Source organism: Gottschalkia purinilytica (assembly GCF_001190785.1).
Lineage (GTDB): Bacteria > Bacillota > Clostridia > Tissierellales > Gottschalkiaceae > Gottschalkia_A > Gottschalkia_A purinilytica.
In genome coordinates this window covers 327,659-353,893 of the sequence record NZ_LGSS01000001.1, presented here as the reverse complement: position 1 = coordinate 353,893, position 26,235 = coordinate 327,659, and the positions used below count along the sequence as shown (strand labels likewise).

The 26,235-nt window shown below is 27.8% G+C and carries 28 protein-coding genes; 24 read left to right on the top strand and 4 right to left on the bottom strand.

Going from position 1 to position 26,235, the window contains the following annotated elements; all coding sequences use genetic code 11:
- The first annotated feature begins 213 nt into the window (after window positions 1-213).
- A complete protein-coding gene (locus tag CLPU_RS01735) occupies window positions 214-1,245 on the top strand; it encodes a PTS sugar transporter subunit IIC (protein WP_050353908.1) in 1,032 nt (343 codons plus the stop codon).
- Window positions 1,246-1,636: 391 nt separating this feature from the next.
- On the opposite strand, the gene CLPU_RS16485 is transcribed toward CLPU_RS01735, so the two are convergent.
- On the bottom strand, window positions 1,637-1,903 hold the full coding sequence (locus tag CLPU_RS16485) for a DMT family transporter (RefSeq protein WP_268760438.1): 267 nt from the start codon (window positions 1,901-1,903) through the stop codon (window positions 1,637-1,639).
- A 481-nt stretch (window positions 1,904-2,384) separates the two neighbouring features.
- Between CLPU_RS16485 and mnmA the strand changes: the two genes are divergently transcribed.
- From mnmA to CLPU_RS01710, 5 genes are all read left to right on the top strand, one after another.
- Window positions 2,385-3,497 (top strand): tRNA 2-thiouridine(34) synthase MnmA, encoded by a 1,113-nt coding sequence (gene mnmA, locus CLPU_RS01730; protein WP_050353907.1) that lies wholly within the window; start codon window positions 2,385-2,387, stop codon window positions 3,495-3,497.
- Window positions 3,498-3,543: 46 nt separating this feature from the next.
- Complete coding sequence (locus tag CLPU_RS01725; RefSeq protein ID WP_050353906.1) at window positions 3,544-5,001, top strand: aminoacyl-histidine dipeptidase; 1,458 nt, start codon at window positions 3,544-3,546, stop codon at window positions 4,999-5,001.
- Window positions 5,002-5,095: 94 nt separating this feature from the next.
- Window positions 5,096-5,479: a DUF1292 domain-containing protein gene (locus CLPU_RS16480; protein WP_082154020.1), complete on the top strand. Its 384-nt coding sequence runs from the start codon at window positions 5,096-5,098 to the stop codon at window positions 5,477-5,479.
- Between the two features lie 86 nt (window positions 5,480-5,565).
- Complete coding sequence (locus CLPU_RS01715) at window positions 5,566-6,867, top strand: M18 family aminopeptidase (protein ID WP_050353905.1); 1,302 nt, start codon at window positions 5,566-5,568, stop codon at window positions 6,865-6,867.
- An 8-nt stretch (window positions 6,868-6,875) separates the two neighbouring features.
- Entirely contained in the window at window positions 6,876-7,502 is a 627-nt protein-coding gene (locus CLPU_RS01710) for a RecX family transcriptional regulator (protein WP_050353904.1), read from the top strand.
- Between the two features lie 272 nt (window positions 7,503-7,774).
- Here CLPU_RS01710 and CLPU_RS01705 read toward each other — a convergent pair whose 3' ends face one another.
- Window positions 7,775-8,389 (bottom strand): redoxin domain-containing protein, encoded by a 615-nt coding sequence (locus CLPU_RS01705; RefSeq protein WP_050353903.1) that lies wholly within the window; start codon window positions 8,387-8,389, stop codon window positions 7,775-7,777.
- A gap of 330 nt (window positions 8,390-8,719) precedes the next feature.
- On the opposite strand from CLPU_RS01705, the gene CLPU_RS01700 reads away from it, so the two are divergent.
- From CLPU_RS01700 to CLPU_RS01670, 7 genes are all read left to right on the top strand, one after another.
- A complete protein-coding gene (locus CLPU_RS01700; protein ID WP_050353902.1) occupies window positions 8,720-9,454 on the top strand; it encodes an N-acetylmuramoyl-L-alanine amidase family protein in 735 nt (244 codons plus the stop codon).
- 429 nt (window positions 9,455-9,883) lie between these two features.
- The gene (locus CLPU_RS01695) at window positions 9,884-10,810 is read left to right on the top strand and encodes a DUF2935 domain-containing protein (protein WP_050353901.1); all 927 of its coding nucleotides are present in this window, start codon (window positions 9,884-9,886) and stop codon (window positions 10,808-10,810) included.
- 274 nt (window positions 10,811-11,084) lie between these two features.
- Window positions 11,085-11,447 (top strand): hypothetical protein, encoded by a 363-nt coding sequence (locus tag CLPU_RS17085; RefSeq protein ID WP_131701604.1) that lies wholly within the window; start codon window positions 11,085-11,087, stop codon window positions 11,445-11,447.
- 378 nt (window positions 11,448-11,825) lie between these two features.
- Complete coding sequence (locus CLPU_RS01685) at window positions 11,826-12,662, top strand: Cof-type HAD-IIB family hydrolase (RefSeq protein ID WP_050353899.1); 837 nt, start codon at window positions 11,826-11,828, stop codon at window positions 12,660-12,662.
- Between the two features lie 284 nt (window positions 12,663-12,946).
- The gene (locus tag CLPU_RS01680; protein WP_235436076.1) at window positions 12,947-13,759 is read left to right on the top strand and encodes a transporter substrate-binding domain-containing protein; all 813 of its coding nucleotides are present in this window, start codon (window positions 12,947-12,949) and stop codon (window positions 13,757-13,759) included.
- A 15-nt stretch (window positions 13,760-13,774) separates the two neighbouring features.
- Window positions 13,775-14,443, top strand: a complete 669-nt coding sequence (locus CLPU_RS01675) for an amino acid ABC transporter permease (protein ID WP_050353898.1) — start codon at window positions 13,775-13,777, stop codon at window positions 14,441-14,443.
- Between the two features lie 14 nt (window positions 14,444-14,457).
- Complete coding sequence (locus tag CLPU_RS01670) at window positions 14,458-15,192, top strand: amino acid ABC transporter ATP-binding protein (protein WP_050353897.1); 735 nt, start codon at window positions 14,458-14,460, stop codon at window positions 15,190-15,192.
- Between the two features lie 58 nt (window positions 15,193-15,250).
- On the opposite strand, the gene CLPU_RS01665 is transcribed toward CLPU_RS01670, so the two are convergent.
- A complete protein-coding gene (locus tag CLPU_RS01665) occupies window positions 15,251-15,451 on the bottom strand; it encodes a hypothetical protein (protein WP_050353896.1) in 201 nt (66 codons plus the stop codon).
- Between the two features lie 364 nt (window positions 15,452-15,815).
- Between CLPU_RS01665 and hisZ the strand changes: the two genes are divergently transcribed.
- The 11 genes from hisZ (at window position 15,816) to mnmL (ending at window position 25,702) form a co-directional block, all read left to right on the top strand.
- The gene (gene hisZ, locus CLPU_RS01660) at window positions 15,816-17,054 is read left to right on the top strand and encodes an ATP phosphoribosyltransferase regulatory subunit (RefSeq protein ID WP_050353895.1); all 1,239 of its coding nucleotides are present in this window, start codon (window positions 15,816-15,818) and stop codon (window positions 17,052-17,054) included.
- A gap of 33 nt (window positions 17,055-17,087) precedes the next feature.
- Window positions 17,088-17,723, top strand: coding sequence for an ATP phosphoribosyltransferase (gene hisG, locus CLPU_RS01655; RefSeq protein WP_050353894.1), 636 nt, complete (start codon window positions 17,088-17,090; stop codon window positions 17,721-17,723).
- Window positions 17,724-17,725: 2 nt separating this feature from the next.
- Entirely contained in the window at window positions 17,726-19,018 is a 1,293-nt protein-coding gene (gene hisD, locus CLPU_RS01650) for a histidinol dehydrogenase (protein WP_050353893.1), read from the top strand.
- Window positions 19,018-20,070, top strand: coding sequence for a histidinol-phosphate transaminase (hisC, locus tag CLPU_RS01645; RefSeq protein ID WP_050353892.1), 1,053 nt, complete (start codon window positions 19,018-19,020; stop codon window positions 20,068-20,070). The genes hisD and hisC overlap by 1 nt, the downstream gene beginning before the upstream one ends.
- A 1-nt stretch (window position 20,071) precedes the next feature.
- Window positions 20,072-20,656 carry an imidazoleglycerol-phosphate dehydratase HisB gene (gene hisB / locus CLPU_RS01640; RefSeq protein WP_050353891.1) on the top strand — a complete coding sequence of 195 codons (585 nt, stop codon included), beginning with the start codon at window positions 20,072-20,074 and terminating at the stop codon, window positions 20,654-20,656.
- Window position 20,657: 1 nt separating this feature from the next.
- Window positions 20,658-21,260 (top strand): imidazole glycerol phosphate synthase subunit HisH, encoded by a 603-nt coding sequence (gene hisH / locus CLPU_RS01635; RefSeq protein WP_050353890.1) that lies wholly within the window; start codon window positions 20,658-20,660, stop codon window positions 21,258-21,260.
- The gene (hisA, locus tag CLPU_RS01630) at window positions 21,257-21,964 is read left to right on the top strand and encodes a 1-(5-phosphoribosyl)-5-[(5-phosphoribosylamino)methylideneamino]imidazole-4-carboxamide isomerase (protein WP_050353889.1); all 708 of its coding nucleotides are present in this window, start codon (window positions 21,257-21,259) and stop codon (window positions 21,962-21,964) included. Before hisH ends, hisA begins: the two co-directional genes overlap by 4 nt.
- A gap of 3 nt (window positions 21,965-21,967) precedes the next feature.
- Window positions 21,968-22,732 carry an imidazole glycerol phosphate synthase subunit HisF gene (gene hisF / locus CLPU_RS01625; RefSeq protein WP_050353888.1) on the top strand — a complete coding sequence of 255 codons (765 nt, stop codon included), beginning with the start codon at window positions 21,968-21,970 and terminating at the stop codon, window positions 22,730-22,732.
- A 4-nt stretch (window positions 22,733-22,736) separates the two neighbouring features.
- On the top strand, window positions 22,737-23,363 hold the full coding sequence (gene hisIE / locus CLPU_RS01620) for a bifunctional phosphoribosyl-AMP cyclohydrolase/phosphoribosyl-ATP diphosphatase HisIE (RefSeq protein WP_050353887.1): 627 nt from the start codon (window positions 22,737-22,739) through the stop codon (window positions 23,361-23,363).
- A 392-nt stretch (window positions 23,364-23,755) separates the two neighbouring features.
- Window positions 23,756-24,604 carry a polysaccharide deacetylase family protein gene (locus CLPU_RS01615; RefSeq protein WP_050353886.1) on the top strand — a complete coding sequence of 283 codons (849 nt, stop codon included), beginning with the start codon at window positions 23,756-23,758 and terminating at the stop codon, window positions 24,602-24,604.
- Window positions 24,605-24,751: 147 nt separating this feature from the next.
- The gene (gene mnmL, locus CLPU_RS01610; protein ID WP_050353885.1) at window positions 24,752-25,702 is read left to right on the top strand and encodes a tRNA modification radical SAM protein MnmL/YtqA; all 951 of its coding nucleotides are present in this window, start codon (window positions 24,752-24,754) and stop codon (window positions 25,700-25,702) included.
- A 42-nt stretch (window positions 25,703-25,744) separates the two neighbouring features.
- Here the strand turns inward: mnmL and CLPU_RS01605 are convergent, their stop codons facing one another.
- Window positions 25,745-25,924 carry a DUF1540 domain-containing protein gene (locus CLPU_RS01605; RefSeq protein WP_050353884.1) on the bottom strand — a complete coding sequence of 60 codons (180 nt, stop codon included), beginning with the start codon at window positions 25,922-25,924 and terminating at the stop codon, window positions 25,745-25,747.
- Between the last annotated feature and the right edge of the window lie 311 nt (window positions 25,925-26,235).

Below are 26,235 nucleotides of genomic sequence, written 5' to 3'. Positions count from 1 at the left end.
ATAAGTAATTATAAAACTTTAATTAATAAAGTTATTATCGAAAAGAACTATATAGAAATGAAGATTGTTAAAAAAATATTATACTTAATGAAAATAAGTTGACTTATTTAACAAAAATAAAGTAAAATGTATGTTGGAAATCATATACTTTATTTAAGTAAAGTGTTAAACAACAATTTCTACTTGTGAAAAATACAAATATGGAGGAAGGAAATGTTAACAATTATAAAAGGATTAGGATTATTGGTTTTTGCACTCATTTTATTTTCTGTATTTAGTTTTAAAGCACCTAAGGGTGATAAAGCTATGTCTGGACTTGCCGGAGCAGCAGTTGCAACATTTTTAGTAGAAGCTATACATAAATATATAAGTGGAGATTTTATAGGAATAAAATTTTTAGGAGAAGTAGGAGCTTCATCAGGAAGCTTATCAGGAACTATAGCAGCCTCGTTAGTAGCTATAAGTATGGGAGCAAATCCAATATATGCACTTATAGGAGGAGCAGCACTAATTAATGTTGGAATTTTACCTGGATTTATAGCAGGATATGTATTAGGATTGATTATACCTATATTTGAGAAAAAGGTTCCAGAGGGAATAAATGTAGTATTAGGAGCTATAATTTTTGCTCCATTATCAAGAATCATAGCATTAGGAGTAGCACCATTTGTAGACAATACACTAGTTAGTATAGGCAATATGGTAACTTTAGCGGCGGAACAATCACCTTATATTATGGGATTTCTTCTTGGAGGAATAATGAAAGTAATATGTGCATCTCCACTAAGTTCTATGGCACTTACAGCTATGATAGGACTAAAAGGACTTGCTATGGGAATATCAACTATTGCTAGTTTCGGAGGAGCTTTTGCAAACGCTATTACATTTAAAAGATTAAAGTTAGGTGGTAAAGGAAATATAATTGGAGTATTACTTGAACCATTAACTCAGGCACATATTATAACAGCAAATCCTGTATCAATTTATGGATCTAGTTTTCTAGGAGGAGGACTTGCTGGTTTGATAGCAGCACACTTTGGAATTATAAATAATGCCCCAGGAACTGCATCTCCTATACCAGGTATGTTGACACCATTTGCATTTAATGAGCCTAGTAAAGTGCTAATAGTATTGTTATTAGCAGTCATAGTAGGGAATGTTGGAGGATTTATAGGATCAAGTATAGTTAAGTTTGCTAAAAAGAAAAAAGTTAATAATATGGAACCAAGTTCATTAGCAGAATAAGACAGTAGATGTATGTTAAAAAATAAACAAAAAATAGTTAAAAATAAAACAAAGTAAAGAATATTTTAATAATAAATTATTAAAATATAGGCTTTTATCTATGCAATATTTCTCATAAAAGTTTATTACTATCATTTGTAAATATATATTTTGTTTAATATAAATTTACATTTACATACCTATTACTCAAATTTAAGTCAAGTTTTCTATGATTTCTCAGTAGCTACTATCATACTTGTAAAACTATGTGATTTTGTTTTTTATCAAATATATATAACTTAATTAGAAAACTAATCCAAACATAATAGTATAAGATTAAAAAAACTACCAAGTTGGCATAACTGGTAGTTTTTTTTAGATATTGAATGAATGCTTAGTCTAGAATATAGGATTACAAGAACTTAACAAATATGATTCCAATAATCATCAATACTAGAGTAGCAATTCTTCTAATATCAATTTTTCTTTTTAGCAAATTAAACATTCCAAACTGATCAATTGTTAATGCCATAATCATTTGTCCCAATAAGAAAATCATAGTAGTTAGAATTGAGCCAAGGACAGGTAACAAGATAATGTTGCCTGTTAGAATAAATATGCCAAATATACCACCCATGTATGCCCAAATAGGAATACGCTTTTTTTGAGCGTCATACAAAAAGAATATTTATTATATATACAATAATGTCATATACTAAGGTGTATTTCAATACTTGACTATCGCCAAATGTCAATTCATCCCACACCTAAAGAGGTGGGATGAATTGACATAAAAATGATAAAAAAGATAATATATAAGTAAAAATCAGATTTGTTTGGGAAAAATAAGGTATAAATTATAAATACTAAATTATTAATCTAGTTTATATATTTGTTACGTAGGAATATGTATATACTTAGAATATAAAAGAGTCTACTGATTATATTATTTTTCTTAATATAAAAATTATGTCATGAAATAGTATAATTATAAAGCAAAAATATATTAATTAAAAAATGATTGATAAAATTTCATATTTACATAACTAACTTTATAATAATTTTAACTTTAGATATTAAATATAATATATGAATGTAATTAATAATATTGGGCAACTATATAGATAGATTATGATAAACTGTAAGAAGGTGAACACTTTATGCATAAGATAAAAAAGGGTTCTAAGATAATAGTAGGCATGTCCGGAGGAGTAGATTCATCTGTTTCAGCATTATTGCTAAAGAAAGAAGGCTATAATGTGACAGGAATATTTATGAAAAACTGGGATGAGAAAGATGAAACAGGAGTCTGTACAGCAACAGAAGACTATGATGATGTTAGAATGGTTTGCAATAAAATAGGGATACCATATTATACTGTTAATTTTGTAAAACAATATTGGAACAAAGTATTTGAATATTTTTTAAGTGAATATAAAAAAGGAAGAACTCCAAACCCTGATGTCATGTGCAATAAAGAAATAAAGTTTAAACTATTCTTAGACTATGCTTTAAAGAAATTAGGAGCTGAATATATAGCTACAGGACACTATGCAAGGATAGATTATAGAGATGGAGAATATAAACTTTTACGAGGAATTGATAGTAATAAAGATCAGACATATTTTTTATGTCCTTTAGGTCAATATCAATTATCTAAAAGTATATTTCCTATAGGACAATTAACTAAGCCAGAAGTTAGAAAAATTGCTAAAGAAGAAGGATTGGTTACTGCTTCAAAGAAAGATAGCACTGGTATATGTTTCATAGGTGAACGTAACTTTAATGAATTTTTAGATAATTACTTACCTGCTAAGCCTGGAGATATAGAAAGTATAGATGGAAAAATTTTAGGTAGACATAGTGGACTTATGCATTATACACTAGGACAGAGAAAAGGATTAGGTATAGGAGGAATAGAAACAGGTGAACCTTGGTTCGTTGTAGATAAGGATTTAAAAAATAATATACTTTATGTAGCACAAGGAGCTAATAATCCTTTGTTATTTTCTTATGGGCTTATAGCTACAGATGTGAATTGGATAAGTAATATAAAATTAGAAAAGGAACTAAGATGTACTGCTAAATTTAGATATCGTCAGCCAGATCAAGTAGTTACAGTTAGGCCTCTAGGAAATAATCAGTATAAAGTAATTTTTGATAAGCCTCAGAAATCTATAACACCAGGTCAAGTGGTTGTATTCTATGATGAAGATATTTGTTTAGGTGGAGGAATTATTGATACTATTATAAAGGAGAAAAAAAGTTTATAATAGCTATATAAGATAAATATAAAGAATATTTAAGGAGTGAAAGAAAATGAATAGAGTACTAGAAAGCTTAGAACCTAATTCAGTTTTTAAGTTTTTCGAGGACATATCTAGAATCCCTAGATGTTCAGGGCATGAAAAAGAAATAAGCGATTATTTAGTAAGTTTTGCTAAAGAAAGAGGACTAGATGTGGTTCAAGATGAAGCATTAAATGTAATAATAAGAAAATCTGCAACATCTGGATATGAAAACTCTCCTACAATAATATTACAAGGACATATGGATATGGTTTGTGAAAAGAACCAATCAACAGAACATGATTTTTCGAAAGACCCCATAAAATTACGAGTTGAAGATGATATGATAATGGGTACGGGTACTACTCTAGGAGCTGATAACGGAATAGCTGTAGCATATGCACTAGCTATACTGGATTCTGATAATATAAGTCATCCTCCTTTAGAGGTACTCATAACATCAGAAGAAGAAACAGGAATGGGTGGAGCTAAAAACTTAGATCCTAATAGTATAAAAGGAAGAATACTTATAAATATAGATTCAGAAGAAGAAGGAACATTATTGGTTAGTTGTGCTGGAGGAATAAGAACTGTAATTAGTATACCAATAGAAAAGGAATTTGCTAAAAATGAATTTGTATGCTATAAAATTAAAGTTAGAGGTCTAAAAGGCGGACATTCTGGAATGGAGATAAATAAAGAAAGAGGAAACTCCAATAAGATACTAGGACGCATACTTAATTCACTAAACTCTAAAACAGATATTTACTTATCAGAAATAAGTGGTGGAGCTAAAATGAATGCTATACCTAGAGAAGCAGATGCTACTATTTACATAAAATCAGATGCTGAAGATAAGTTAAAAAATGAAATAGATTATTGGAACAAAACTTTCAAAAATGAGTTAAAAGTATCTGATTCAGATGTTTCTATTGAATTAGAAAAATCTCAAGAAAATAATAAAGAAGTTTTTACAAAACAGTCTACAAATAAAGTTATATATGCTTTAACATTAAGTCCTAATGGAATTCAATCAATGAGTATGGATATAGAAGGATTAGTTCAAAGTTCTGTAAACTTAGGAGTTGTAAAAACTGAAAATAATAAAGTTACGTTGGAAAGTGCTGTTCGAAGTTCTATTGAGACTTTAAAAACAGAAATAGTAGATAAAATAAAAGGTTTGTCTATGCTATTAGGTGTAGAAATAGAGACAGAAGGAGACTATCCTGGATGGGAGTATAATCCTGAATCTTATATAAGAGATGTATTTGTAAAATCATATAAGGCTAAATATGGAAAAGAGCCTATTGTAACAGCAATTCACGCTGGATTAGAGTGTGGGCTATTTGGAGAAAAAATAGAAGGTCTTGATATGATATCATTTGGGCCAAATATGTATGATGTTCATACTCCTAGTGAAAAAGTAAGTATTTCTTCTGTACAAAGAACATGGGAATACTTGATAGAGGTATTAAAGTCAATTAAATAATTGATTTTATATATAAATAATTTCTGAAAATAGTATATACATAGATGAGTATATATTACACTTTAGAAAAATCCAAATGCAAAGGGGAATTACAATGTCAGAAAATAAACACGAAGAACACAGCTGCGGATGTAGCAATGGAAATAATCATGAACATAATGGAGGATGCGGATGTGGTAATGACCACGAACATGACCATGGATGTGGATGTGGACACGATCATGATGATGTACAAATGATGCACTTAGTTCTTGACGATGACACAGAACTAAACTGTTATGTATTAGGAATATTTGAAGTAAGAAGTAAAGAATATATAGCATTAGTTCCAGAAAATGAAGAGACAGTGTTATTATATGAATATACAGAAACAGAAGAAGGAGCAGAACTAGGAAATATACAATCTGATGAAGATTATGAATTAGTTTCAAAAGCTTTTGACGAAATATTTAATCAAGAATATGACGAAGAAGAATAATACTGTTAAAATATATAAGTACTCTGATTTATCAGGGTACTTATATTTATTAACCAAAGAATAAATATAAATAAGGGAGGAGTTTCATGATAAAAGAAGCAGAATTTGCAAGACAACTTATAGATTTCATATATGATAGTCCAAGTTCTTTTCATGTTGTAAATAATGTAAAAGATAAGCTTTTAAAAGAGGGCTTTAGAGAGCTGGATATTAGAGAAAGATGGAATGTACAGAAAGGAAGAAAATATTTTACTATTAAAAATGATTCGGCTATAGTTGCTTTTACAGTTGGAAGTGGGGATATAGAGAAGGATGGCTTTAGACTTATAGGATCACATACAGACTCACCATCATTCCGTATTAAACCAAATCCAGAAATTACAGTTGAAAATACATATTTAAAGCTTAACACAGAAGTCTATGGAGGACCGATACTTAATACTTGGTTAGATAGACCATTATCGATAGCAGGAAGAGTATCTTTAAAGTCAGATAATCCTCTTTATCCAGAAACAAGACTTATTAATATAGATAAACCTATAACTATAATTCCAAATTTAGCTATCCATATGAATAGAAATATAAACGAAGGTGTAAAGCTCAGTAAACAAAAAGATATGTTACCATTACTAAGTATGATAGACAAAGAGTTTGAAAAGGATAACTACTTATTAAAGTTACTTGCTGAAAAACTTCAGGTTGATATTAATGATATAATTGATTTTGATTTATTTTTATATGAATTTGAAAAAGGAAGTATAATAGGACTTAATGAAGAATTTATTTCATGTGGAAAACTTGATAATCTAGCAATGGTACATGCAAGTATAGAAGCACTTATAAGTTCAGATATATCAAGAGCTACAAATGTTGCTGTTTGTTTTGATAATGAGGAGATAGGAAGTACTACAAAACAAGGTGCAGATTCTCCAATGCTGAGAAGCATACTAGAAAGAATAGTTTATGGATTAGGAAGAGATAAGGAAGATTTTTATAGAGCTTTATATAGTTCATTTATGATATCTTCTGACATGGCTCATGCAGTACATCCTAATGTAGCTCAAAAACATGATCCAACAAATAGACCTATGTTAAACAAAGGACCTGTGATAAAAATAAATGCTAATCAAAGCTATACTACAGATTCAGATTCTGATACTGTTTATGAACTTATATGTAGACGTGCAGAGGTTCCAGTTCAGAAGTTTGTAAATCACTCAGATGAAAGAGGTGGCTCAACTATAGGACCTATTAGCTCATCACATTTAGATATTCGTTCTGTAGATATAGGATCTCCTATGCTTGCTATGCATTCTATAAGGGAATTAGGTGGTGTACTTGATCATTATTATATAACTAAATCTTTTGAAGAATTTTATAAAATATAGGTGTGGATATGCTTAAAATTACAAAGATAGAAAAGCATAAAAGAAATAAAGAGAGATATCATATATACATGAATGACCAGTATTATTTTACTGTAGATGAGGATATATTAGTTAAGTTTAGACTTTTAAAGGGTTCTGAATTTGATGAAGATTTTATAGAATCAGTTATAAAAGAAGAAGAGAAAAGTAGAGCAAAGAATTATGCACTAAAACTCTTGAATTACAAAAGAAGAACAGAAAAAGAAATCTATGAAAAGATGAAAGAAAAAGGATATGATGAAGAAAATATAGAATTTGCTATAGAATTTTTAAAGAGCTATAATTATATTGATGACTTAGAATATGCAAAATGTTATGTAAAAGATAAGTATAATTTAAAAAAGCTTGGCAAACAGAGAATAAAAACAGAACTATACAACAAAGGGATAAGAGACAATATTATAAATGAAGTGATAAAAGATGTAATAGATGATGATAATGAATATGATAAAGCCTTGGAGCTAGCAAGAAAAAAATTGTCCACTACTTATAAAAATGATGATAAAGTAGCTCTATATAGAAAATTAGGTGGGTTTTTACAAAGAAAAGGATATTCATTTGATATAGTAAAAAAAGTTTTAAATGAACTTATTTAGAATGTAGAAGATGTATTGGGAATTTAATCTCAAGATATAGGTTTAAATAAAGATCAAATATTATATTTTTTATAATTAAAAACAATCACTATCGATATTATCAAGGCTAAATAATATTGATAGTGATTTTATTATATTTATCTTAGGTTATAAATATAGTTTAAATGTCTTATATCTATTTTACTTTTGATATAGTTTAAATTCGTTATATAAAACTTAGAATAATCTATATATTGTGATAAAATACAAAATTTCAAATGAGTTCATATATTTCATTGACTTGATTGCAAGACTTCAAGTTGCCTTATTAGTTCGTCTATATTCCTATCAACATTTTGAGGGTTAACTGACCAAGCCCTAATTATACCATTAGGACAAACTATAAAAGTTCCTCCATAGGCTGAACTTTCTTTTTCATTATATACTCCATAAGCTTTAGATATTAGATGTGTTTTATCTGACAATAAAGGGAATTTGATTTGCTTACCTATTTCGGAATTCATTAAGAAATTTTTATGACAATAAATACTATCAGTACTTATAGGTAAAATAATAGTATTAATATCTAAAAATCTATTATATTTTTTTACTAGATTAAATAATTCGGTATAAAATATATGTTCAAAATTATAGTTATAAAAGAAAATAACCTTCCACTTATTATCATAGTCGTCAAGTGACATATTCTTTATTTTTCCATCTACGATACCCTCTAAAGTAAAGTTAGGAGCAGGATCTCCTATAGTGAGATAGACACAGATATGTCTTTTTATTGCATTTAATAGTGCAAGTGAATTACTATTTAAAGGAATATCATCATAATATTCTCGTATTACCTTTGGCTCAAATTGTCTATAATTTCTATTATATGTCCTATAACCATACATACAATCACCCTTTTATCTGTTAATTACTAATATATTATTCAAAAAGTATCTTAAAGTTTATAATTTGATATTTCTAATTTTTAACGTAAAATATTTTATGTAAACGTATTGATTGATGGAACTATTTTAGAGTTAAAATCATAATAAATAACTGTAAGTAGTCTTTACTTGCAGATAGATATTAAATTGCAGATTTGTTACTATACAACTTAGTACTAATATAAATTAAGATAAAAAATATGAATATGTATTAAGATTTATAAGGATATTTATGAAGTTTAAATTATATATTCTAAGACTATTTATTAGTAACCTTTTAGGAGGATGGATATGAAAATTGTAATAGATCCTGGTCATGGAGGAAAAGATCCTGGAGCTACTAATAAGTATTTTCAAGAAAAAGATATGGTGTTACAAATATCTAAATACCAATATAATAGATTTAAACAATTAGGAATAGATGTAGTATTAACTAGAGATAGAGACTTTACCTTAGAACCAAACGAAAGAATTAGGAAAGTAAAAGAATCAGGAGCAAATATATGTATCTCAAATCATATAAATTCTGCTGAAAGTACCAGAGCAGAAGGTGCAGAAATAATCCACTCAATATATAATGATGGTAAGTTAGCTAATCTGATAATGAATGAATTAGTAAATGTAGGAGCTAAAAAAAGAAGAGTATTTTCTAAAAGCTCAACGAAAGATGCAAAAAAAGACTATTATTATATGCAAAGAGAAACAGGAAGTGTTACTACCTTAATATTAGAATATGGATTTCTCACCAATTCATCTGATACAAAGAAGATTTTAGAAAACTGGGAAAGATATGCTGAAGCTGTTATTAAAGGTGTGTGTAAGTATTTAGGCACTAATTATGTTCCACCAGAAGGAAATGAATTACCGAAACCTATAAATGGAGTCCATTGGGCTGAAAGACATTTTAATAACTTAATTTCCAAGGGAATAAAAATAGAGGAAAAAAGATATGATGATACTATAACAAGAGGAGAAATGTTATCTCTTTTAGATAGATTAACTGATTGGATTAATAGTAAGAAATAAAAATAATAAATTATTTTTATTATATTATAGAAATATGTGTAAGATGAAATTTTAATCTAATGTTTATTTTATATTTGCATTCATTTGCCACCAATATTATAACTTGGTGGCAAAACTATTTGGAGATAATGCCTTCTAATAAATATGAAAAATTAGAAGATAGAAATAAATTATAAAAAAGTAGCAATGCAAATTTATTTTGCCTTGTACATGCAAATGTTTTTTATGGAAGTGTTACTGATACCAGGACCACGTTTATACTAGTATTGGGAAATCTTATAAGAATACAATGCTAGTATTTCATAATAAAATTATAATAGTTATAAATAAGTATGAACTAACCCTAATATTTTTATCTAATAGGTACATTTTTTCATAAAATGAGTATTATAGATAGTAAAAATCTATATAATAAGGAGATCTTAAATCATGATATCTAGAAAAAAATTTATTAGGATGTCTATAGAACTAAATTTATTCTTTGCTAGAATTATGAAAGAACACTCACTATTTTTAGCTGTTGCATTCACCCCAAGAGATAGCAACCTGGCACAAATGGCTATAGAATTTGAACGAGGTTTTGCAGAATTATTGATAGAAACATTATTTTTTTCTAATGGAATAATTAGTCCAAGAACTATTAAGTCTGGTGAGCTTGTAACTCAATTTACATTAGATGCAGAAAGAGCTACTGAATTTTATACTGGAATACAAATCAATACTAATATTACACAGGCAGAATTAGAATTAGTTGGAGATACTAATATAAGAGTCACTCCTATGTTAGAAGAGAGCGTATTCACTCTTAATCAGAAAGCTATCGGTTTAACTAGAGCTTTGGCCAATTTCAAATCAAGAATTTTAGATGATGTATTAAGTTGCAAAATGTTTACTACTAATTATCCTTTACTTATTGATCATATACGAAGGGAAGCAAGATTTTACTTAAAAATGCTTCAAAGGCTCCAAAGAAGAGAGGAAATTGATTTAGAAAAAGAAATGGTAGAGCAGGAAACTTTCTGGAACAGGATTATGGCAGAACATGCCAAATTTATTAGAGGATTCCTTGATCCGACTGAAGAAGAATTAATGAGTCTTGCAAACAATTTCGCAAATGAGTTTGATGAATTAATAAAAGAGGGAAAAGAAGCTATTGATAGAGAATCTAATCTGATAAGACTTACAAATGAAAGTCTAAAAGCAACAAGAGAAATTAGAGACTTTAAAGCACAGGGAACAGAAGGTATAATAGATTGCAAGATTAAGTCTATAATACTTCCATTACTTGGAGATCATACTTTAAAAGAAGCTAATCATTACTTAAGATTACTAAAAATATTTAAAAAGAGAGATTAATATTTAGAGTTAAGGTACTCTATAAATTACAAATTGAAAAACATCTAGGCCAGAACTAATCTGGTCTTTTTTATTTATTGTGATAAATGCAGTAAACAAAGTAAAAGAATACTATGAAGTTTACTTTGTTTACTGAAAAAGGATATTCTATTAAAAGTATAGTGATTACCTATTTTTGTTCTTATAATAGTTACTATAAGCTAATATACTATCGTATATTTCTGCCTTAGAAAAAATAAAAAAACCTATAAACATAATTATGAGTGGAATAATTATGAAGAGAGCTCCACCTAGAATATTAGTAATATCTAATACTATATTCAATATTTTTAACAATAAAGAACTTAAAAGTATTGCTATAGCTGGAAATAAAAATACAGCAAGTCCGGATACAAAAAAATATATAATTTTAAAAGCTATTATACTTCCTTTAAAATATTTGAAAATACTTAATATTATTATAATATTAAGTATTGCTGAAGATATAAAACGAATATTAATACCTTTAGTGAGTCCAAGATCAATAATGCTTCCAAGAAAACAAATTACTAATAAAAATATACCTATGTTAAAAATCTTTCTTCCCCTATCTATTTGTCCTTTAAAGATATACAATATATATTCCCCCTTTATATAAAATATAAATTTTCAGTTTATATTTGTAAAGAATTTATTTTTCAATTTTATAAAAAAATTAACATAATTTATATGTTATTTAAAATTTTTATAATAGGGTATATAGGTGTAGTAAAATATAAAGAGGTAAATCTTTATGAAATCTATAGTTAGGAATGAAAAATATATGAACTTAATAGTTCAACTATAAGAAAGAAAAATCACATTTGTGACGGATTATGAATGAATAAGAAAATGGTAGAAAAAGTTATTAATCCTATATTAAAGAAACATCATAAGTTTGTCTAAAGAATCGAATACTTAAAAATATATTATAATATATTGATAGAACTTATAAATACATAGAGTTGAAAGCAAATAATAAACTTGAGGTGGTTAAATGAAATATAAGATTGTAGCTATAGACTTGGATGGAACACTTTTAAGCGATAGTAAGGAAATACCTGATAAGAATAAGGAAGTATTAAGAAGATTATCTAATAGTGGAGTAGAAATAGTGGTAGCTACAGGGCGTAGATATTTTTCAGCTAAAGAGTTCATAAGTCAATTAGATATGAACTTAACTATTATGTCCAATAACGGTACTATAGTAAGAAACATGCTAGATGATGAATTAGTAGTAACAAGGTATTTTGATGAGATAGATTTTTATAATGTTATAAAAGAAGGTAGAAATAGAAATCTTCATGCTATAACTCATGTAGATCATTATTCAGAAGGATATGATGTAATAGGAGAATTGGAACAATATGATAATAGATATTCAAGATATCTACATGATATGTTCGATAGATTTAAGAGGATAGATAGTCTTTTAGACTACAAGAATCCTAAAGCTCTGGCTATTGTATATACAGGTGAACTAGATACTTTAGGTAAATTTCAAGAAGAACTTAATTTAAAATATAAAGATAAATACAATGCATATCTTATGCAAAATCTTCTAAATGTCGGACCTATATTAGAAATAATAAATTCTAAAGGATCAAAATGGATATCATTATATGATTATGCTAATAAAAAGGGAATAAAGAAAGACGAAATAATTGCTATAGGTGATGATAATAATGATATAGAAATGATAAAAAATGCAGGACTTGGAATAGGAATGAGAAATGGATCGGATGAAGTGAAGTCAGTTGCAGATATCATAACGGATAAGGATAATAATGAAGGTGGATTAGGATATATATTAGAGAAAATATTTAATATTTAAAAACACGATTTTAGAGGTTATTTTTATAACCTCTAAAATTATGTACTAATTTAAAAAGTATTTTGAAATATTTGTATATATTCTAAAGTATAAAAAAGAAATATATAGTAAGTCGTAAGGATATAGAAAAAACTAATTAGTATATATTGCATTATTATACTATAATTGACAATAAAGCACTTTGTTTTTTAAACAAAAGAACAATTCTAGCTTACACTAACTTAATTAAAAATCAAAATTAATAGTTCTATATAGCTAAATAAAATACAGAAAGGGGAAGAAAAGTGTATATAAGAAAAAAACTATCAATACTATTATTAGCAATAATGCTAATATCAACTTTTATATTAGGTGGATGTAGTAAGGCATCTGAACCAACTACTAATGAAACAAAAAACAAAAAAGTCATAAAAGTAGGTACTGCAGGAGAGTACTATCCTTGGTGTTTTAAAAAAGATAACAAGCTTCAAGGATTTGAAATTGATGTATGGAATGAAATTGGTAAGAGATCGGCAAGTGATATAGAATTCAAGGTATCGAAATTCAGTGGACTTTTTGGAATGCTTGATTCACAACAAATAGATACTGTAGCTCATCAAATATCTACTACAGAAGATAGAAGAAAAAAATATGATTTTAGCGATACATATGCTTATAGTGAATATGAGTTTGTAGTAAAAAAAGATAGTACAATGAATAAGTTGGAAGATTTCAAAGGTAAAAAAATAGGATGTGTACTAGGAGGAAATGGAGAAAAAACACTAAGAATGCTTAATGAAAAAAATAATTTGAACTTAGAAATAGTAGCTTATGATGGAACTCCTATGGAAAAGGATGTGGAAATAGGAAGATTGGATGCAGCATGGCTTGGATTAGTTAAAGCTAAAACTACTATAGAACAAGGAAATCTTAATTTAAAACTAGCTGAAACTGAAACTGGAGTTTATGAAGTAAATCAATATCCTTTTATTAAAAATGAAAAAAATAAAGAAGTGATTAAAGAAGTAAATAAAGCTCTTAAGTCTATGCATGAAGACGGAACATTAAGTAAAATATCAGAGAAATGGTTTGACTTAGATACTACTAAGAAAAAATAGTATGGCGGTGATTAAATGCTAAATTTTGATGTGAAATTTGCATTAAATCTTTTTCCACTTATGCTTAAATACTTAAAAACTACATTAGCTATGTCCATATTATCTTTGCTTTTAGCATTAGCAATAGCTATAATAATAGCTTTAATTATGCAGACAAAAGTTAAAATATTGTATCTCATAGCTAAAGTCTATGTATCATTTTTTAGAGGAACACCATTAGTAGCTCAATTGTTTTTTTTATATTTTGGTATAGTACAATTAATTCCTAGCTTGAAATCTATCAATGCATTTACTGCTGCAACTATAGGACTTAGCTTAAATGCTTCTGCATATATGTCTGAAACATTAAGAGGAGCCATTTTATCTGTAGATAAAGGTCAAATAGAAGCATGTTTATCAGTAGGAATGACGTATTTTCAAGCTATGAGAAGAGTTGTATTACCTCAGGCAGTTAGAGTAGCTGTTCCTCCCTTATCAAATAATTTTATTGATATTATAAAGGGATCTTCTTTAGCATTTACTCTTGGAGTTACAGAATTAATGGCTACAGCACAAATGGAAGGAGCTTCTAGCTATAAGTTTTTAGAGGCTTTTACAGATGTTATTATAGTATATTGGATCATTATATCTTTTTTTAGTTTCTTACAGAAAAAGCTTGAAATTAAAATGAATAAAGCATATTAATAAGGTGTGTTGACATGATAAAAGTAACAAACTTATGTAAAAGTTTTAATGGAATAGAAGTTTTAAAAGATATAAGTTTACAGCTTAAAAAAGGAGAAGTTGTAGCAGTTATTGGACCATCTGGCACAGGAAAGTCAACACTTTTAAGATGTATAAATTATTTGGAAGTTCCAGATAAAGGTGAGATAGAAATTGGAGATATAAAAGTTGATGTTAAAACTGCTATAAAAAAGAATATATACAAACTTAGAAAATCTACAGCTATGGTATTTCAGAACTATAATTTATTTAAGAATAAAACAGCCATCGAGAATATAATGGAACCACTGTTAGTAGTAAAAAAAATGAAAAGAGATGAAGCTGAAAAGATTGCTGTTAGAATATTAAAACAGATAGGACTTAGTGATAAAAGAGATGTTTATCCTTCAAAACTTTCAGGAGGACAACAACAAAGAGTAGGTATAGGAAGGGCATTAGCAGTAAATCCTGAGATAATACTTTTCGATGAACCTACTTCAGCTCTTGATCCTGAGCGTGTTGGAGAAGTACTGGATGTTATAAAATCCCTAGCACAAAAAAATATGACAATGATAATAGTTACTCACGAAATGAGATTTGCAAAAGAAGCAGCAGATAAAATAATATTCATGGACAAAGGTGTTATTGTTGAAGAAGGTAAGCCAGATGATATATTTAATAGCCCTAAGAATCCTAGAACTATAAAGTTTTTAGAACAAATTATAAAGTAGTAAAAAGGAGTGTATGATACACTCCTTTTTTATATATCCATGACTTTAAACTTTATAATTACTCTTCTTCATAAAGCTCTATTATACTATATTCATCGTCATGTTCAAAAAGGTCAATAGTACCTAATACAACATGAGCTAATCCAAATCCTACGATTCCCCATGCTATATTAGAAGGTATGAACTTTCTTAATACTAGACCTGAAGTTGTAACAACTGTTCCTAAAACAGTAGGAACTAAACCTTCTCTCATATCCATAAAAATCCTCCTAACATATTGGATTCAATATTATTATTAACTAAAAAAAATTTTTAAGTATATGTTAATAAATCAATAATACTTATTTAATGGTATATAGATCATAAATTACCTAAAAATTTGTTATTAAAATCGTAACTTAATTTTATAACTAACATAAATAGAGATCTATAAGCTATAAATAATATTTGTTATTTTCAAGGAAAGAATCATATGAAATATCTACCTTATTTTAACAAAAAATAATAATTAACTTAAAATTAAGGACATTTTTTATTGACATATATATTAAAAAGTAGTAGATTATAATATAACACATTATCGCTTTAATGAATTAAAGAGATAAATTAAAGAGGTGAATTTTATGGTTAGCTTTCAAACTCCACAAGGAGTTAAAGATGAAATTTTTATTGACTATGAAATAAAGCAAAACATAATAAAAAAAATAAATGACATTTTTAAAAATTTTGCTTATAGAGAAGTATTTACTCCAACTATTGAGTATTATGATGTATTTTCAAATATAAAAAGTACAGTATTAAAGGATGAAATGTTTAAATTGATAGATAAATCTGGAGATATATTAGTTCTTAGACCAGATGTGACAATACCAATATCAAGGATAGTTGCAAATAACTATAAAAATTCAAAAAAAGATTTTAAAGTATTTTATACAACTCAAGTATTTAGAACAAATGATGAAAAAAGAAGAGAATTCACTCAAACTGGAATAGAGTATTTTGGTAATGACGAGCCTGAATCTGATTCAGAAGTTATTGCAGTAGCTATAAAGAGCTTATTAAAAAACGATATTAAGTTTCATATAGAGATAGGTCATGCAGATTATTATAAAGGACTATTGGAAGAAGCTAATCTAAAAGAAGAAACAGAGGAAAAGCTAAAAGAGCTTATAGAAAATAAAAATTTCGTAGAAATAGAAAGATTAGTTGCACAACTAAATTTAGATGAAAAGGTTAAGACAGTAATAACTGAAATACCAAACTTGTATGGAGAATGCTGTGAAGTTATAGAATCGGCTAAAAAACTTTGTTTAAATGATAGAATGCTAAAATCACTAGAAGATCTTGAAAACGTATCAGAAATACTAAAAGACTATGGATATAGCAAATATATATCAATAGATTTGGGATTGATCAATCATCTTGATTATTATACGGGTGTTATTTTTAAAGGATATATGAATAATTATGGAGAGATTATTCTAAGTGGAGGAAGATATGATTCTTTAACAGAATATTATGGTGAACATATACCGGCAACTGGATTTGGGATTAATATAGATGAGCTTATAAGTGGGATTATAAGACAAAATGGATTAAAAGACGATGGAACATATATAGACTATAAAATTTTCTATGATACAAGGAATAGAAAAGGGGCTTTTGAATTAGCTAATATTATGAGAGATAAGGATTTAGTAGTAGAGTTAGTGAAATATGACAATAACATTGACTTAAGCTTTGAACAAAATAAGGATGCAAAACAGCTTCTAGTGTATGATAAAAACAACGTGAAGATTATAGACATGGATAACAATGATGGAAGTGTTTTAGAACTTAATGACTTTATTAAGATCTTTTAAGTAAAATAAAGAGAGCAAAGGCAGGAGAGTATTGTGGATTATTTAAATATAGCTATAGCAAAAGGTAGATTAGGGGATAAAGGTTATGAATTATTAAAAAAATTAGGATTAGAATGTAAAGAATTTGAAGAAGAATCAAGAAAGTTAATATTAACTAGTGAAGAAAATAAAGTTAGATATGTTCTGGTGAAGGCTGTAGACGTACCTATATATGTTGAAAGAGGTGCAGTAGATTTGGGTATAGTTGGAAAAGACACTATTATGGAAGAAGAAAGAAATTTTTATGAAATAGCGGATTTAAATTTTGGAAAGTGTAAGTTTGCAGTAGCATCTTTAAAGGACTATAAGATGAATACATCAAAGCCTATAATAGTAGCTACAAAGTATCCAAATGTTGCGAAAAAATATTTTGCATCAACAGGAAGACAAATAGATGTAATAAAGCTTAATGGATCGGTAGAATTAGCACCTTTAATAGGTCTATCGGATGTAATAGTTGATATTGTAGAAACTGGGAGAACATTAAAAGATAATGGATTAGTCATATTAGAAGATATGTACCCTGTAAGTGCAAGACTTATTGCTAATAAAGTTAGTTTTAAGTTAAAGAATGAACGTATTAAGAAAATAATAGATGGTTTAAAACAAGTTATAGGAGAGGAGATTTAGACATGATAAAGATAATAAATACACTAAATCAAAATGAAGATGTTCAAAAAGAAATAGATTCATTATTAAATAGAAGCCAATTAGAATTTGGAGAAGTAAATAGACTTGTAGAAGAGATTATAAAAGATATTAGAGATAATAAGGATAAGGCAGTTTTAGAATATACTAAAAAATTTGATGGTATAGAACTTAAAAGTATGATAGTAACGGAAGAAGAAATAGAAGAAGCTTTTAGCTCATGTGATCCTGAACTTATAGAAGCTTTAAGAGAAGCTAGAGATAATATATGGGATTATCATTCGAAACAACTTAATAATTCATGGATACAAAATGATAAAAAAGGAGTAATGTTAGGTCAAATATATAACCCTGTAGAGAAAGTAGGAATATATGTACCAGGAGGTACAGCTCCATATCCATCAACTGTTCTAATGAATGCTGTTCCAGCTAAAGTTGCAGGAGTAAAAGAAATAATAATGGTCACTCCACCTTCTAAAGATGGAAAAATAAATAAGCACATTTTAGCAGCAGCAAAAATAGCTGGTGTAGATAAGATATTTAAAGTAGGAGGAGCACAAGCAATAGCAGCGTTAGCATTTGGAACTGAATCCATACCTAAAGTGTATAAGATAGTTGGCCCAGGAAATATATATGTAGCTATAGCAAAGAGAATAGTATACGGATACGTTGATATAGATATGATCGCAGGACCAAGTGAGATATTAGTTATAGCAGACGAAACTGCAAATCCAGAATATGTTGCGGCTGATATGCTGTCTCAAGCTGAACATGACACACTTGCATCATCTATTCTTGTTACAACGTGTGAGAACCTAGCTAATAAGGTTAAGGTGGAGCTAGAAAAGCAAACTGAAAAGTTGTCAAGAAAAGATATTATAGAAAAATCACTTAAAGATTTTGGAGCTATAATAATAGCGAAAGATTTAGATGAAGCAGTTAATTTATCGAATGAAATAGCACCTGAACATTTAGAGGTAATGGTTCAAAATCCTTTTGAAATGATAAGTCAAATTAAAAATGCAGGAGCTATATTCTTAGGAGAATATTCGCCAGAGCCATTAGGAGATTATTTTGCAGGACCAAACCATACACTGCCTACAAGTAGCACTGCTAAATTTTATTCGCCACTTGGAGTTGATGATTTTGTTAAAAAATCAAGCTTAATATACTATGATAGAAAAGCCCTTGAAACAAATAAAAATAAAATTATAAAAATTGCTGAATCAGAAGGATTAACGGCTCATGCTAACTCAATAAAAGTGAGGTTCAAATAATGATAAATTCACTTATAAAAGAAAGTGTGAAAGATATAAAACCTTATATACCACATGATTATGAACATAAATACAAAATGGATGCTAATGAAAATCCTTATGAATTATCTGAGAATATTTTAAAAAATATACTTAATGAAATATCTACATTGAAAATAAACAGATATCCAGATACAAATAGCGTAGAACTTAGAAAAGAAATATCAAAATATATTGAAGTGGATTATAAAAATATAGTTATAGGAAATGGATCAGACGAAATGATAAGTGTTATTATAGACACTTTTGTTGAAAAAGAAGATATAGTTATATCTCACTATCCTACTTTTGCTATGTATGATCTTGTAACTAAAATATCTGGAGCTAACTATGTAGGTATTTCTACTGACGAAAATTTTGATGTAAATATAGAAGAGATTATAAAGCAAGGGAATGATAAAAATGCAAAGATTATTTTTCTTTGCAATCCAAATAATCCTACTGGAAATATTATAAAAAAAGATGACATTATTAAAGTTATAAATGAAACTAGAGGTATAGTTGTAGTAGACGAAGCTTATATTGAGTTTGGAGGGGAAAGTGTAGTAAAAGAAATATACAACTATGAAAGATTAATAGTTTTAAGAACATTTTCAAAGGCATTTGGAGCAGCAGGTATAAGGACAGGATATCTAATAGCTGGAGACCAAATAGTAGAAAAAATAAATGCCGTAAAACCCCCTTATAATATAAATTCAATTTCTCAAGTTATAGCTATAGAACTAATGAAAAATAGAAAAGAAGTAATGGCTAGTGTAGAAAAAATAAAATATGAAAGAGAAAAACTTCTAAATGAAATGGAAGAAATAGATGGACTCAAAGCTTATAGATCCTATGCTAACTCTATTATATTTAGAGTTAAAGACAATAAAAATGTATTTTATAGACTATTGGAAAAGGGAATTATGGTTAGATATTTCAGTGGAGGAAAGTTAGACGGGTGTCTTAGAGTATCTATAGGAACAGAGGATGAAAATTCAACATTTATTAATGCTTTAAAGGAAGTGATATAAATTGAGAATATCAGAAAAAACGAGAAAAACATCAGAAACAAATATAAAGGTTTCATTGAATATAGATGGAAAAGGAAAAAGTAATATAAAGACAGGTATAGGATTCTTTGATCACATGTTAATACTATTTTCAAGACATGGGTTATTTGATCTGGAAGTAGAGTGTGAAGGAGATCTATATATAGATGGACATCACACTGTAGAAGATATAGGAATAACCATGGGAATAGCTTTTAAAGAAGCATTGGGAGATAAAGTAGGTATAGTTAGATATGCTAACACTTTTACTCCAATGGATGAGTGTTTATCTTTAGTAGTTTTAGACTTAGGAGGCAGGCCTTACTTGGCATTAGATGCACAGTATCCTAGAGAAACGGTAGGAGATTTTGACACAGAGTTAGTAGAAGAATTTTTCAGAGGATTTGTAAATAACTGTGGAATTAATCTTCATGTAAAGATGTTAAGTAGTGGAAATACTCATCACATGATAGAAGCTATTTTTAAAGGATTTGGAAGAGCACTTGATACAGCTACAAAAATAGATGAAAGAATTCAAGGAGTTATGTCTACAAAGGGAGTGATTTAAAATGATATCCATTATTGATTATGGAGTAGGGAATTTAAACAGCGTTCACAAAGCATTACTTAGATTAGGATTTGAATCAAATATAACTAATAACATTAACGATATAAATAACTCCAAAGCAATAATACTCCCGGGAGTAGGAGCATTTAATGATGCCATGAAGAATTTAAAAGAAACAGAAGTAATAGAATGTATAAGTGAAAATGTTAATAAAGGAAAACCACTTCTTGGAATATGCTTAGGAATGCAACTTTTATATGAAAAAAGCTTTGAAGACGGAGTATGGGAAGGTCTTGGATTTTTAAAAGGGGAAGTAGTAAGATTTGATGAAAATGTAAAGATACCTCATATGGGATGGAATAGATTAAAAATAAATCAAAATAATGAAATCTTAAAGTATGTGAATGAAAATGATTATGTATATTTTGTACATTCATATTATGTAAAACCTAACGGTGATGAGCTAGTAGCTTATACAGACTATGGGGTAAAAGTTCCAGGAATAGTAGCTAAAGACAATATTTATGGTATGCAATTTCATCCAGAGAAAAGTGGAGATGTAGGACTTAAGTTATTAAAGGCATTTGGGGAGATGATAAAATGATAATTTTTCCTGCAATAGATATGAAAGATGGAAAATGTGTAAGGCTTAAGCAAGGAAAATTTGATGAAGTTACTGTATTTGGTGAAAATCCACCAGAAGTAGCTAAAAAGTGGGAAGATAAAGGCGGAAAGTATTTACATTTAGTAGATTTAGACGGAGCAAAAGATGGAACTCCTAAGAACTTAGAAAAGATAAGAGAAATAACAAAATCTATAAATATACCAATACAAATTGGGGGAGGAATAAGAAGTAAAGAGACAGTAGAAATATTATTAGATGCAGGTGTTAGTAGAGTTATTTTAGGAACGGTAGCTATAAATAATAAAGAATTATTAAAGTCTTTAGTTGATGAGTATAAAGAGAAAATAGTAGTTTCTATTGATGCCAAAGATGGATTAGTAGCAGTTGATGGTTGGGTTAATGTAAGTGAAGTTAGATCGTTAGACTTAGTAAAAGAATTAGAAGAAATAGGAGTAAAAACTATAGTTTATACTGATATATCTAAAGATGGAATGATGGCAGGACCAAATTTTGATATATATAGAGTATTAGGAGAGAGCACTAGTATAGATATTATAGCTTCAGGTGGAGTAAGTAGTATTAGTGATGTTAGAAGATTAAAAGACATGGGACTTTATGGGTGTATAATAGGTAAGGCTCTTTATACTGGAGATATAGAATTAAAAGAGGCATTGGGGGTATAGAAATTGTTAACTAAAAGGATAATTCCTTGTTTAGATGTTCGTGATGGGAAAGTTGTTAAAGGAACAAAGTTTAAAGATATAAAAGAAGTAGATGACCCTGTAGCATTAGCTAAGTTCTATAATGAACAAGGTGCTGATGAATTAGTTTTTTATGACATAACAGCTTCACATGAAGGAAGAAGTATTATGTTAGATATAGTAGAGAGAACTGCCAAAGAAGTATTTATACCTTTTACAGTTGGTGGTGGAGTTAATACTATAGATGATTTTACAGCTATATTAAGAGCTGGAGCAGATAAAATTTCTGTAAATACATCTGCTGTTAAAAGACCAGAACTTATAAAAGAAGCTGCTCTTAAATTCGGTTCTCAGTGTGTTGTACTATCTATTGATGCTAAAAAGATAGATGGCAAAGATAAATGGAATGTATTTATAAATGGTGGAAGAATAGATACAGGATTAGATGCAATTGAATGGGCTAAAAAAGGAGTAGAACTTGGAGCAGGAGAATTAGTTATAAATAGCATAAATACTGATGGTGTTAAAGATGGGTATGATGTAGAACTTATGAAGGCAATAGCTAAAGAAGTAAATGTACCTATCATAGCTTCAGGCGGAGCAGGTAAGAAAGAACATTTTTATGAAGTTTTAGATGAAGGGAATTCTGATGCTGCTTTAGCTGCTTCTGTATTTCACTTTAAAGAGATACTTATACCAGAATTAAAAAAATATTTAGATGAAAAAGGAATCTCAGTTAGAAAGGAGTGAAACTATGGAAGCCTTAAATAATATAAAATTTGATGAAAAAGGATTAGTACCAGCTATAGTGCAAGATGTTAAAACAAACGAGGTATTGATGCTTGCATATATGAACAAAGAATCTTTGGAAAAAACTATAGAGACAAATCAAACATGGTTTTATAGTAGAAGTAGACAAAAGTTATGGAATAAAGGAGAGACATCAGGACATACACAAGAATTAGTATCTATAGATTATGATTGTGATGGAGATACACTACTTATTAAAGTAAAACAAAACGGAGTTGCATGTCATACTGGAGAATATTCTTGTTTTTATAATAAATTAGTAAACAATGATAATAAAAATACAAATATTGATAAGTATGTATATGAACTTTATAATACTATAGAAAGTAGAAAATCAAATCCTGTAGATGGATCATATACAAATTATTTATTTGAAAAAGGTATGGATAAAATACTGAAAAAGGTAGGAGAAGAGAACGCAGAAGTTATAATTGGAGCTAAAAATAATAGTAAAGAAGAAGTTATATATGAAGTATCAGACTTAGTTTATCATGTACTAGTACTTTTAGTAGAAATGGGAATATCTATAGATGATATAAAGAAAGAGCTGTATGAAAGACATAACAAGTAAAAATGAATAATAAAATATAAAATAAAAAGTGATTTAATTAAATCACTTTTTATTTTATATTTTATAAGATATTTATTTAAACTGTAATGATAATTGAGAATGATATCTAAAGTTTTAAGATATAACATATAAAAAATATTTAATAATTATATTATGTTTAATAAAAAATAATAGATTATATTAAAAACTAAATATAAAATAAAAAATATATCAATATTTTGCACATAGAAACGTTGATAAAACAATAAATGATTCATAAAAGAGTTATCTTTAATTTTTTAATTGTAACAAATAAGATCAAATATGTTACAATTTTATTTAGGAACTTTTAACTCTTTAATTTAAATGGTAAAATTCACATTAAGGCTTAGTTAGAAATAGGGGGTGTATATATGACTGAAAAAGCTAAGATTGCTATAACAACAATAGTATTTGTCATTATATTTGGTATTTTTTCATTTAAATATAGAGAAAAAAACAAAGAAGGGCAATATATCCCTGTTTTAATGTATCATAATGTATTACCTAATCCTGATAAGGCTAAAATTAACTATAGTATGAAACCAGAATTATTTGAAAAACATATGAGAATATTAAAAGAAAGAGGATATAATACTGTAACTGTTACAGAATTATATGACTACTTTTATAATAAAAGAAGTTTGCCATCAAATCCTATCTTGATTACTCTTGATGATGGTAAGATGAATAACTATGATTATGCTTATCCAATATTTAAAAAGTTAAATATGAAAGGAAGCATGTTTGTTATAGGCCATACTTTAAAAGAAAAAGGTAATGGTGAATATTTAACTTGGGATAAAATCAGAGAAATGAATAAATCTGGATTGATAGATATACAAAGTCATACATTTGATCTTCATCATTTAATAGATAGAGAGTATGCTATATTTCATAAGAACCCTAATGAGAATGATGAAGACTATAGAAAAAGAATTATAGAAGACTTTAAATCATCAAAAAAATTAATAGAAAATAACACTAAAAAAGAGGTTGTTGGTTTAGCTTATCCTTATGGTAAGTATAACGAAAATATAGAGAAAATGGCTAAAGCAGCAGGTTATAAGTTAACATTTAGTACTAAATTAGGAGTACTGGATAAACAGGGTTCACCTTATTCAATTAACAGAATAAATATTGATGGAAGATGCTCTACTACGAGACTTCTAATAGAAATTAAGTTTTTCAAAATATTGAAGTTTTTAAAGAGCATAATTTAAAGATTAATAAAATATTGCATAAATTTATATTGCATCTTAATAACTTATATATTTTAAGTGATTAAATGTATAAAATACAGATGTATCTATGTATTGAAAGTGATAATGATGTAAGTAATGAACATTTTATTGAAGTGAGGAGATTTCATGAAAGAAAGTGATTTTTATAGAGTTTATTCTGATTATTTAAGAGAGAAGTATGGGGAAAAAGTATATAAATTGCCAGTTAGCCTTCCTACCACTTGTCCAAACAGAGATGGATGTGTAGGAACAGGAGGATGTATATTCTGTGGGGAGGAAGGCGGTAGTTTTGAGAACCTATCAAATACTATTTCTATAGAGGATCAGCTAGTTAAAAATATGGAGCTTATAAAGAAGAAATATAAGGCTAAAAAATTTATAGCTTTCTTTCAGAACTTTACCAACACTTATATGGAGCTTGAAACTTTTAAAAAATATATAAAAGAAGCTATAATAGAAGATATAGTAGAAATCTCGATATCAACTAGACCAGATTGTATAAGAGATGATTATTTAGAGTTTCTAGACAATATATCTAAAGAATACGGGGTAAATATAAGTATAGAATTAGGACTTCAGTCAGTTAATTATCACACTTTGAACAAAATAAATAGAGGTCATACTTTAGCAGAGTTTATAGATAGTATGATAAGAATAAAAAAATATGATTTTGATGTTTGTGCTCATTTAATTTTAAATTTTCCATGGGATGATATTGATGATATTATAGAAAATGCTAAGATAGTATCAGCATTGTCGGTGGATCAAATAAAACTACATTCTTTATATATAGTAGAAAATACAGAGCTTGGAAGAATGTATAAGAATAAAGAAATCAAACTTGTATCGAAAGAAGAATATATAGAAAGAGTTATAACTTTTTTAGAATATTTAAATCCAGATATAGTTATACAAAGAATAATAGGTCGAGCACCAGAAGAAAATACTCTTTTTGTAAACTGGAATACAAGTTGGTGGAAAATAAAAGATGAAATGTTAGAACAAATGAAACATAAAAATAGCTATCAAGGAAAGAAGTTTAATTATTTAAATGGTAAAGCACTAAAAAATTTATAAAATAATATAAAAAAGGCAGATAAATATCTGCCTTTTAACATACTATTTTGTTGATGGTCTGAAAGTAGCACAGTCTGTTTCATCTGAATTAGAAGCATTTCTTGGTTGAACTTCTATTGATGAAGCAGTACAGTAATCTTCATTACCTCCATGAAAATAACAAGTATTAACTATACATTTCACACCGCCTAAAGGTTGACCTGTTCTTTCTGCCTTTGACATTTAAAACCCTCCTTATTATTTTATCTAAGGTATCAATAATTATTATTTCTATATTATAAAAAAATATGTACTAACATTTTGTGAAAATATGGATAGCTATAATAATTATCTTTGGATTTTAGAATTTTTATATGTCTATAATACAAATTAATGTTATAGTCAATATTAATAACAAAAGATAAAAGTTTATATATTATAAAAAACAGTAATTTAAGGTAAATATGTTTTTCATAATCTGTATTTTTAAACCTTATATTAAATGTTTTTTATTGAAAACTTCGGATAAAACTATTATTATATACTAGGGTATT